Here is a 9,141-nt window from a genome sequence, read left to right as displayed (position 1 = left end):
GGGGTGCGTCACGGGTGCCGTATCGTGACAGCCCGCGGCGATCCTGCGCGATGGGGTGCGGGGGGGGGCTGCTACACCGCCCCGGCACCCCTTCGTCGTAAACGCCGGTCGCACCCCGGGCCGGCCCAGCCCGCGTACACGGCCCCTGACCGGCCCAACCCGCAGACACGGCCCCGGGCCGGCCAACGCCCCGCACGCCACTCCCGGCCGGCCAAGGCCCCGTAAGCACTCCAGGGACGACCAGGGCCCCGCAGGCCAGTCAGGGGACGGCCAGGGCCCCGTAACCAAGCCCCGCCGAAGCTCCGTAAGGAGAGCCCCGCCGGCCGCTCCTGACCGACCAGGGCCCCGTAGGCCACCGAGGCCGGCCGGGGCCGCAACCGCCCCACCCCGGCCAAGGCCCCGTAAGCCGATCCCCGCCGGTCAGGCCCGCGTCCGCTGCCCCGAGCCCGCTCCGACCCGCTCCGGCTGGCGCGGCCTCGGCACGGCGGCCCCCGCCGGGAGGGCGGCGCCGCGGGGGCCCGAGAGGACGTACACGAGGCCGAACCCGGCCCCGACGACCAGCGCGCCGCCGACCGCGTCGAGCACCCAGTGGTTGGCGGTGGCGACGATCGCGCACACCGTGATCGTCGGGTGCAGCGCCCCCAGCAGCTTCTGCCAGCCCTTCGGCGCGAGCGTGACGATCACGACCCCGCACCACAGCGACCAGCCGAAGTGCAGCGAGGGCATCGCCGCGTACTGGTTGGAGATCGCGGTCATCGCCCCGTAGCTGGGGTTGGCCAGGTCCTGCACGCCGTGGACGGTGTCGACGAAGCCCAGCCCCGGCATCAGGCGCGGCGGCGCCAGCGGGTACAGCCAGAAGCCTATGAGCGCGAGGACCGTGGCCAGGCCCAGGGAGGCGCGGGCCCAGCGGTAGTCGGCGGGCCGGCGCCAGTACAGGACGGCCAGGATCGTCAGCGGGACCACGAAGTGGAAGGAGGTGTAGTAGAAGTTGAAGAACGCCTCCAGCCAGGGCGTGTTCACGACCGCGTGGTTCACGGCGTGCTCGATGTCGATGCCGAGCGCCCTCTCCATCGCGTGGATCTGGCTGCCGTTGCCCTCGGCGAGGGAGCGGCTGGTGGGCGCGGCGGCCCGGATGTGCGAGTAGAGCGAGTACCCGACCCGTATCAGCAGCAGTTCCAGCAGCAGGTTGGGGCGCGACAGGACCCGGCGCCAGAACGGCAGCAGCGGCACCCGGGCCCAGCGCGCGGGCGCGGGCCGCCCGTAGGCCGTCGGGACCGGCTCGCGCCAGTACGGCGAGGAGCGCGGCAGGAACGGCACCGCGCAGGCCGCCGCGAGGGCCGCGAGCAGCAGCACGTTGTCCCGTACGGGCGCCAGCGCGGCCAGGTTCGGCAGCAGCACGGAGCTCGGCAGGGTCATGGCCAGGACCACGGCCACCGGCCACACCGGCCGGTCCGCGGCCCGCTTGCCGACCTTGCCGGCCACGGCGAGCAGTACCCACAGCAGCTGGTGGCGCCAGCCGGCCGGGGACACGGCGACGGCCACGCAGCCGGTGATGGCGACGGCGAGCAGCAGTTGCCCGTCGCGGGCGTAGCGGGCGGCGCGGCGCAGGCCGATCCAGGCGATGGCCGCCGCGAGGGCCAGGTAGAGCAGGATCTCGCCGGGGCCGGAGAGGCCCAGGCGCAGCAGGGCGCCGTGCACGGACTGGTTGGCGAGGCCGTCGGGGGCGCCGCCGAGGCCGGTGCCGGCCAGGTGCTGGACCCAGTACGTCCACGAATCGCGCGGCAGGGCCGCCCAGGACAGCGCGGTGGCTCCGGCGAAGGTCGCTGCGGCGGCGCGGGCGGTGGGCCTGCGCCCGGTCAGCCACAGCAGCGGGGCGAAGAGCAGCAGGGCGGGCTGGAGCGCCGCGGCGAGGCCGATCAGGAAACCGGAGGGCCGGTCGCCCGGGACCCGGAACACGGCCAGCAGCACCAGCAGCACCGGCAGTACGGCGGTCTGCCCGGGCGAGGCGGCCTCGCGGACGGGCAGCGAGACCATCATCAGCGCCACCAGCACGGGCGCGGCCAGCAGCGCGGTGCGCCGCGGCACCGGGTCGGGCAGGCCGCGCGCGGCGACGAGCCCGACGGCGGCGACGAACAGCAGGGTCACGCAGGTCCAGGCCACCTCCAGGGAGGGCGCGGCGAGGCCGAGCAGCGGCTTGAGGACCAGCCCCGCGAAGGGGGTGCCGGTGAACTGGCCGTTGTCGTAGAGCGAGCCCGGCAGGCTGCCGGGGGTGCCGGGGAGATGGAAATCACTCAGCCATTCGCCCGGTGGCACCCGCAGCACGACCGCGGCCTGCCTGACGGCGAGCAGCCCTGCCAGCGCCCACAGCATGAGGCGTGCCGCCCCGAGCCTGCCGCCGCTACCGCCTATGACCCCGGCATGTCCGTTCGCACCACTGTGCTCCGCCGCGTTAGCCACGCCTCGCCGGCCTCCCGCCCTGTTGACCGCAACCTTGACTTCGCCTGGCTGCCGCGTTTCATACCGCGTTTCATACCGCGCGCTTCATTTACCCGGACGACGATATCCCCCGCACGATCCCTAGGATGTCGGGCATGAGCATCGTGAAGATCAACGCACTCACCGTCCCGGCCGAACAGCGCGAGGTTCTGGAGCAGCGGTTCGCCTCTCGGGCGGGTGCCGTGGAGGGCTCGGACGGGTTCGAGTGGTTCGAGCTCCTGCGTCCCGTCGAGGGCACCGACCAGTACCTGGTGTACACGCGGTGGCGCTCCGAGGAGGACTTCCAGGCGTGGATGGAGGGCCCCATGAAGGCGGCCCACCAGGGCGGCGGCGGTGCGGGTGCTCCGGCGGGCGGCGCGGGCGGCGGAGAGCGGCCGAAGCCCGCCGCCACCGGGTCGTCGGTGTGGTCGTTCGAGGTCGTGCAGCAGGCGGCGCCGAAGCAGGCGTGAGCATGCCGTGAGCGTGGCGTGAGCGTGGGAGGGGCCCGGAGCGTGTGCTCCGGGCCCCTTGCCCTGTCCGGGCCTTCACCGCGCTCGGCGGCGCTCGCCCACCCGGCTCGGCTCAGCTCAGCTCGGCGGCTCGGCTCAGCTCCAGAAGGCGTCGGTCTCGTCGATGTCCTCGGTGCAGACGTCGAGGTCGCTGATCTTCCCGCCGACGATCGTGAAGAAGATGCCCTCGTGGATCTCGATCCCGCGGTTGCCTCGGTCGGCGCGCGTTGTGTGGAAACTCATGACGTGGCCGCGGCCGTCCGCGAGCACTTTGTCCAGATGGACCTGGAACGTTCCGTTCGTCTCTTCGCCCAGCCGGCGGTAGAGGTCGAAGACGGCTTCCCGCCCCTTGTGGTGTCCGGAGAGGGGGCCGCTTCCGGGCATGTGCTGGATGACGTCAGCCGTCATCATCGTGCTCAGCTTCTCCATGTCGCCCTTGCCGAAGGCCTCGTAGCCGCGGCGGATCAGGGCACAGTCAGGATGCTCCGACATGACGGTTCACGCCCTTCATGCGTACGGTTTGCCCTTTTTCCTATCATCGGCCCGTGCCTGTGGATATTCCAACGCGGGGCGGCGGCCTCCCGCTCCACAATGACGCCATGACCAGCGACAGGACGATCACCACCATCCCGGCCACCACCTCTGCGACCACCTCCGCCACCACTCCTGACACCGCCTCGGACACCGCGGCGGGCCCCACCACGAACCCCGCTCCGAACCTCGCCCCGGACACCTCCACGGCCATCTCCACAGGCACCTCCACGGACACCTTCTCGGGCACCACCGCGAGCAAGGGCGGCACCTGGCAGGTCACCGCGGAGGCGTTCACCACCGCGGACGCCACGCGGCTGCGCCGCGCGTACTACGCGGAGGTCGCCGGCCGGTACTGGAAGCGTTCGGTCACCGAGGCCGAGATCGACCAGGGCCTCCTGGACTTCCCGGACGACGAGCTCACGGAGCCGACGGGCCGGTTCGTCGTCGGCAGACTCGACGGCGAGCCCCTCGCCTGCGGCGGCATACGCCTCCTCGACCCCACGACCGCCGAGCTCACCCGGGTGTACGTGGACCCGCGCACCCGTGGCACCGGCGGCGGGGCGGCCCTGCTCCGGGCCCTGGAGCAGGCCGGCCGCGAGCTGGGCGCCGAGCGCGTACGGCTGGACACCCGCTCGGACCTGGTGGAGGCCCGCGCCCTGTACGCGCGTCACGGGTACACGGAGATACCCGCCTACAACTCGGGCGAGTACGCGGAGCACTGGTTCGAGAAGCCGCTGGTCTAGCGCGTATCCGTCGGATCTCCGCGGGTCGCCTTCGGATCTCCGCGGGCCCGGCGCGATCCGAAAAGGACGGTCCAGGGGGGTCAGTTGGCGGAGTGGTCCCGGCGCGGCAGAGTCTCGTAGGGCTCCTCGGAGTCGGATCCGCAGAGCTCCGCGTTGATCTCCGCGACCAGCTCGGACAGGTCGGTCGGCCGGTCCGGACCCCACCAGTCGCCCAGGAGCTCGCCGAGCGACTCCTCCCGTGCCGCGGAGAGCTTGCGCGCGCTGTCGCGGCCCTTGTCCGTCAGGACCAGCGCCAGCCCGTCGCGGACGGCCAGCCCGCGCTCCTCGATCTGGCGGGCCGCGTCCGTGACGGCCTTCAGCGGCACGATGGTCCGCTCGGCGAGCACGGCGGGCTCGGCATAGCCGTACTTGTTGATCCGCAGCAGCATCCAGCTGGAGGCGGGCAGCAGGTCGTAGCCGGCCTTCGCGGTGATCTTCTCGTAGACGTGCTTGCGGCCCTGGAGGGTGCCGAGCGCCGTCAGGGCGCGGGCGACCTCGTCACGGGAGGAGCGGTGGACGGGGTTGGAGGCGAGGGTCTCGCTGACGTCGGGCGCCGTCACCGAGCCGCGCAGCTTGTCCTCCTTGAGGAACCAGGCCACGACGAAGGCCAGCAGCATCACGGGCACGGCGTAGAGGAAGACGTCGGTGATGGAGGTGGAGTAGGCGTCCAGCACCGTCGGCCGCAGGTCGGCGGGCAAGGCCCCGATGGCGCGCGGGTCGGCCTCCAGGCGGGCGGCGTCCACCCCGGGCGGCAGTGGGACTCCGGCCAGCGCGCTCGCCAGCTTGTCGTCGAGCCGGTTGGTGAAGATCGTGCCGAAGATGGCTACGCCGAAGGAGGCGCCGATGGAGCGGAAGAAGGTGGCACCGGAGGTGGCGACGCCGAGGTCGGAGTAGCTGACCGCGTTCTGCACCACCAGTACGAGCACCTGCATGACCAGTCCGAGGCCGGCGCCGAAGACGAAGAAGTAGGCGCTCATCTCCCAGGTGGAGCTGGTCCGCTCCAACTGGTGCAGGAGCAGCAGCCCGACCGCGGTCAGTGCTGTGCCGGCGATCGGGAAGACCTTCCAGCGCCCGGTGCGGCTGACGATCTGACCGGACCCGGTGGAGGTGATCAGCATGCCGAGCACCATCGGCAGCATGTGGACGCCCGACATGGTCGGTGAGACGCCCTGGACGACCTGGAGGAACGTCGGCAGGTAGACCATCGCGCCGAACATCGCGAAGCCCACGACGAAGCTGATCAGCGAGCAGAGGGTGAAGGTGCGGACCCGGAACAGCTTGAGCGGGAGCACGGGCTCCACCGCCCGCCGCTCGATGACGATGAAGGCGGCCAGCAGTACGGCGCCCAGCACGGCCAGCCCGATGATCTCGGGGGAGCTCCAGCCCCAGGTCCCGCCGAGGGAGGCCACGAGCACCAGACAGGTCGCGACGGAGGCGATGACGAAAGTGCCGAGGTAGTCGATGGTGTGCTTCTCGGAGCGCACCGGGATGTGCAGGCTGGCGGCGATGACGAGGAGCGCGACGAGACCGATGGGGAGGTTGATGTAGAAGACCCAGCGCCACGACAGGTGGTCCACGAACAGTCCGCCGAGCAGCGGACCCAGCACGCTGGTCGCTCCGAAGACCGCGCCGAACAGGCCCTGGTACTTGCCGCGCTCGCGCGGCGGGACGATGTCTCCGACGATCGCCATCGACAGCACCATCAGACCGCCGCCGCCCAGGCCCTGCAGCGCGCGGAATCCGATGAGCTGGGGCATGTTCTGCGCGAGCCCGCACAGGGCGGACCCGATCAGGAAGAGCACGATGGCGTACTGGAAGAGCTTCTTGCGCCCGTACTGGTCACCGAGCTTGCCCCACAGCGGCGTGGCGGCCGTCGAGGCGAGCATGTAGGCGGTGACGACCCACGAGAGGTGTGCCATGCCGCCGAGATCGCTGACGATCGTCGGCAGCGCCGTCGACACGATGGTCTGGTCGAGGGCGGCGATGAGCAGCCCCAGCAGCAGCGCGCCGATGGAGACGATCACCTCGCGAGAGGCGTGTTCGGCACTCGGGCCGGATTTCCGCGGGTCGGGCTCCGTGGCCACGTCCTGAACCATCGGCTCCTCCTCAGGCCTGATCGACAACTCCATCCTGAGTGGTGTGTCCCGTTATGGCCTGTCGGGCGGGTTGGGAGGGCTTGCGCGGGTCTGCATAATCGCAGGCAGTGGCCACGGGAGGGGTACAAGTGAGTGCTGAGCGCTGTACAGAATGCGGCGCCGTGGGCGACGGCTGTGGATGCACGTCGGGGTTCGAGCCCCTGCGCGTCCGGCCGTACGTCACACTGCCCGACCCCGGCCAGGCGACCGCCCCGCCACCCCACCCCGGGACCAACCCCGGCCACGCGCCGGCCCAGGGCCTCGTACCGGACCCGGGCCTCACGCCCGACCTCGGCCCCGAGCCCGTGCCCGGCGACGCCCCCGCGCCCATGCCCGGCCACGTGGTCGCACCGCTCCCCGCCGCCTCCGAGGCGCACACCCCGGCGTACGGCACGCCCGTGGTCCCCTGGCCCGACGAAACGATGCAGCTGCGCCCCGTACCGGCCTACGAGGAACCGCCGCGCCGCCGAATACGCCCCCTGCTGATCGCCGCGTCCACGGTGGTCGCCCTCGGTGGAGTCGCCCTGGCCCTGACGGCCTTCGCGGGCTCCGACGAGCCCACCACGACCCTCGACGCGAAACCCTCCTCCCCGGTCATCAGCCTGACCGAGGTGGCCCCCTCGCAGACCTCCGCGAGTGCCACGCCGAGCCCCTCGGCCTCCCGCTCCGCGAGCCCCTCACGCTCCGCCTCCCCGTCCGCGACGCCCTCGCCCAGCGCGAGCCGCTCATCGGCGCCCGCGACCGCCCCGTCCCCCACCCCCAGCAGCCCCTCGAGCCCTCCCCCGGCACCCCAGGCCCCCACCCTGCGGTACGGGGACTCCGGCCCCGAGGTGGAGAAGCTCCAGCGGCTGCTCGCGGCGCGGGGCCTCTTCTCGGGCAAGTTCGACGGCAAGTACGGCACCCGCACGGAGAACTCGGTCTCGACGTTCCAGTGGCAGAACGGCATCGAGGACGACGCCTGGGGCGTCTACGGTCCGGCGACCCGCCGCGCGTTGGAGGGATAGAACACACCCCCGGCGGTGGCGCGGAGGCCTCGCGGTTTTGTATGGTTCAGGAACAAAGTGGTTCCGTCCTCATTCCCTGACCGGTGGACGGAACCACTTGTTCTCTTTTCCCGCCCCGTCTGGAGCCCTCCCCATGCCGGCCAGCACCACCACCCCCGCCGTCCTGACCGCCAAGGCACTGCTCCTGGACATGGACGGCACCATCGTCAACTCCGACGCGGTGGTCGAACGCTGCTGGCGCGACTGGGCCGTCGCCCACGACCTGGACCCGGAGGAAGCCCTCAAGGTGGTCCACGGCCGCCAGGGCTACGCCACGATGGCGATCCTCCTCCCGGACCGCCCGATGGAGGAGAACTACGCCGAGAACACGGTGATGCTCGCCCGCGAGACCGCCGACACCGACGGCGTGGTCCCGGTCGGCGGCGCCCCGGAGTTCATGGCGTCGATCAGCGCCCTCCCGCACGCCCTGGTCACTTCCGCGGACAAGGCGCTGGCCACGGCCCGGATGACGGCCGCGGCCCTGCCGATGCCCGAGGTCCAGGTGACCGCCGAGTCCGTCCAGGCCAGCAAGCCCCACCCCGAGGGCTTCCTGATGGGCGCCGCCGCGCTCGGCGTGGACCCGGCCGACTGCATCGTCTTCGAGGACTCCGCCGCCGGCATCGCCGCCGGCCAGGCCGCGGGCATGCGCGTCATCGGCGTCGGCCCCCGCGCCGCCGCCCACGCCCCCACCGCGCACGTCCTGGACCTGACGGCCGTCGACGTCACCGCCTCCCCCGACGGCTCCATCACCCTCACGCTCCAGAGCGCCTGACTCACACGACGCAGAACTCGTTGCCCTCGGGATCCTGCAGCACGACGGCGTAAAAACCCTCGGACTCGTCCATGACCCGCAGAACGGTCGCACCCGCCCCGGTGAGCACCGCGACCTTCTCGTCGACCCTCCGCACCCGCACCCCCACCTCGACGTCGCGCCCGCCACCGACCTTCAGGTCGAGGTGCACCCGGTTCTTCCCCACCTTCGGCTCCGGCACCTGCTGGAACCACACCCGCGGCCCCCGCCCGGCCGGATCCACGATCGACTCCGCCATCTCCCCGGCACCCTCGGGCAGTTCCTCGGCGGGCACCCCCATGTCGACCCAGTACTCCCGCCAACTGGCATGCCCCCCGGGCGCGGGTTCCGACACGTACCCCAATGCCAGGGCCCAGAACTCCACCATCACCCGCGGCTCGGCACAGTCCATGGTCACCTGCACAGTCATCTCCATCCCAGCACCCTCCCACCCCCCTCCGACACCCCCACGAACCGACGCCGCCACCGCCGACGACGACGCGCCACGGACACACCACGGGGCGCGACTCGCACAGCCGCCCATGCACGGGGCCGGCCAACGGTGCTGACCGCACACACTGGACAGCCAAGGCCACCACAGCCGACCAAGAACCACGGGACGCGAAAACGCAGAACGCGCGCCACCAGACGGCAACGCGGAGCACGACCCACGAGGCGACGACACCCACCCACAAACGCCTACACGCCCACCCACCAGCCGCCCCACCCACAGACGGCACCCACCCACGCCCGCCCACCCACAGACGGCCACCCACCCACGCCCGCCCACCCACAGACGGCCACCCACCCACGCCCGCCCACCCACAGACGGCACCCACCCACGCCCGCCCACCCACAGACGGCCACCCACCC

At 72.1% G+C, this 9,141-nt stretch carries 8 protein-coding genes; 4 read left to right on the top strand and 4 right to left on the bottom strand.

Annotation, left to right across the window (positions count from 1 at the left end):
- Positions 1-420: 420 nt before the first annotated feature.
- Positions 421-2,370 (bottom strand): bifunctional glycosyltransferase 87/phosphatase PAP2 family protein, encoded by a 1,950-nt coding sequence (locus ACWGDE_RS31925; RefSeq protein WP_453392523.1) that lies wholly within the window; start codon positions 2,368-2,370, stop codon positions 421-423.
- 221 nt (positions 2,371-2,591) lie between these two features.
- On the opposite strand from ACWGDE_RS31925, the gene ACWGDE_RS31920 reads away from it, so the two are divergent.
- Positions 2,592-2,945, top strand: coding sequence for an antibiotic biosynthesis monooxygenase family protein (locus tag ACWGDE_RS31920; RefSeq protein WP_453392521.1), 354 nt, complete (start codon positions 2,592-2,594; stop codon positions 2,943-2,945).
- 135 nt (positions 2,946-3,080) lie between these two features.
- Here the strand turns inward: ACWGDE_RS31920 and ACWGDE_RS31915 are convergent, their stop codons facing one another.
- Positions 3,081-3,476, bottom strand: coding sequence for a nuclear transport factor 2 family protein (locus tag ACWGDE_RS31915; protein ID WP_453392520.1), 396 nt, complete (start codon positions 3,474-3,476; stop codon positions 3,081-3,083).
- 251 nt (positions 3,477-3,727) lie between these two features.
- Between ACWGDE_RS31915 and ACWGDE_RS31910 the strand changes: the two genes are divergently transcribed.
- Positions 3,728-4,261 (top strand): GNAT family N-acetyltransferase, encoded by a 534-nt coding sequence (locus ACWGDE_RS31910; RefSeq protein ID WP_453392522.1) that lies wholly within the window; start codon positions 3,728-3,730, stop codon positions 4,259-4,261.
- An 80-nt stretch (positions 4,262-4,341) separates the two neighbouring features.
- On the opposite strand, the gene ACWGDE_RS31905 is transcribed toward ACWGDE_RS31910, so the two are convergent.
- Entirely contained in the window at positions 4,342-6,396 is a 2,055-nt protein-coding gene (locus tag ACWGDE_RS31905) for a DHA2 family efflux MFS transporter permease subunit (protein ID WP_453392519.1), read from the bottom strand.
- A gap of 161 nt (positions 6,397-6,557) precedes the next feature.
- On the opposite strand from ACWGDE_RS31905, the gene ACWGDE_RS31900 reads away from it, so the two are divergent.
- Both ACWGDE_RS31900 and ACWGDE_RS31895 read left to right on the top strand, forming a co-directional pair.
- On the top strand, positions 6,558-7,439 hold the full coding sequence (locus ACWGDE_RS31900; protein ID WP_453392518.1) for a peptidoglycan-binding protein: 882 nt from the start codon (positions 6,558-6,560) through the stop codon (positions 7,437-7,439).
- 133 nt (positions 7,440-7,572) lie between these two features.
- Positions 7,573-8,250 (top strand): HAD-IA family hydrolase, encoded by a 678-nt coding sequence (locus tag ACWGDE_RS31895; RefSeq protein ID WP_453392517.1) that lies wholly within the window; start codon positions 7,573-7,575, stop codon positions 8,248-8,250.
- Position 8,251: 1 nt separating this feature from the next.
- Here the strand turns inward: ACWGDE_RS31895 and ACWGDE_RS31890 are convergent, their stop codons facing one another.
- On the bottom strand, positions 8,252-8,704 hold the full coding sequence (locus ACWGDE_RS31890) for a VOC family protein (RefSeq protein ID WP_453392516.1): 453 nt from the start codon (positions 8,702-8,704) through the stop codon (positions 8,252-8,254).
- Positions 8,705-9,141 lie beyond the last annotated feature (437 nt).

It is taken from the genome of Streptomyces sp. NPDC054956 (genome assembly GCF_053609185.1).
Note: the sequence above shows the minus strand (reverse complement) of the source record. Positions and strands in the feature narration are given on the sequence as shown.

Coding starts and splice junctions, on each gene's coding strand:
- ACWGDE_RS31905 (WP_453392519.1), bottom strand. CDS start 6,396: ATGGTTCAGGACGTGGCCACGGAGCCCGACCCGCGGAAATCCGGCCCG.
- ACWGDE_RS31895 (WP_453392517.1), top strand. CDS start 7,573: ATGCCGGCCAGCACCACCACCCCCGCCGTCCTGACCGCCAAGGCACTG.
- ACWGDE_RS31920 (WP_453392521.1), top strand. CDS start 2,592: ATGAGCATCGTGAAGATCAACGCACTCACCGTCCCGGCCGAACAGCGC.
- ACWGDE_RS31925 (WP_453392523.1), bottom strand. CDS start 2,370: ATGCTGTGGGCGCTGGCAGGGCTGCTCGCCGTCAGGCAGGCCGCGGTC.
- ACWGDE_RS31915 (WP_453392520.1), bottom strand. CDS start 3,476: ATGTCGGAGCATCCTGACTGTGCCCTGATCCGCCGCGGCTACGAGGCC.
- ACWGDE_RS31890 (WP_453392516.1), bottom strand. CDS start 8,704: ATGGAGATGACTGTGCAGGTGACCATGGACTGTGCCGAGCCGCGGGTG.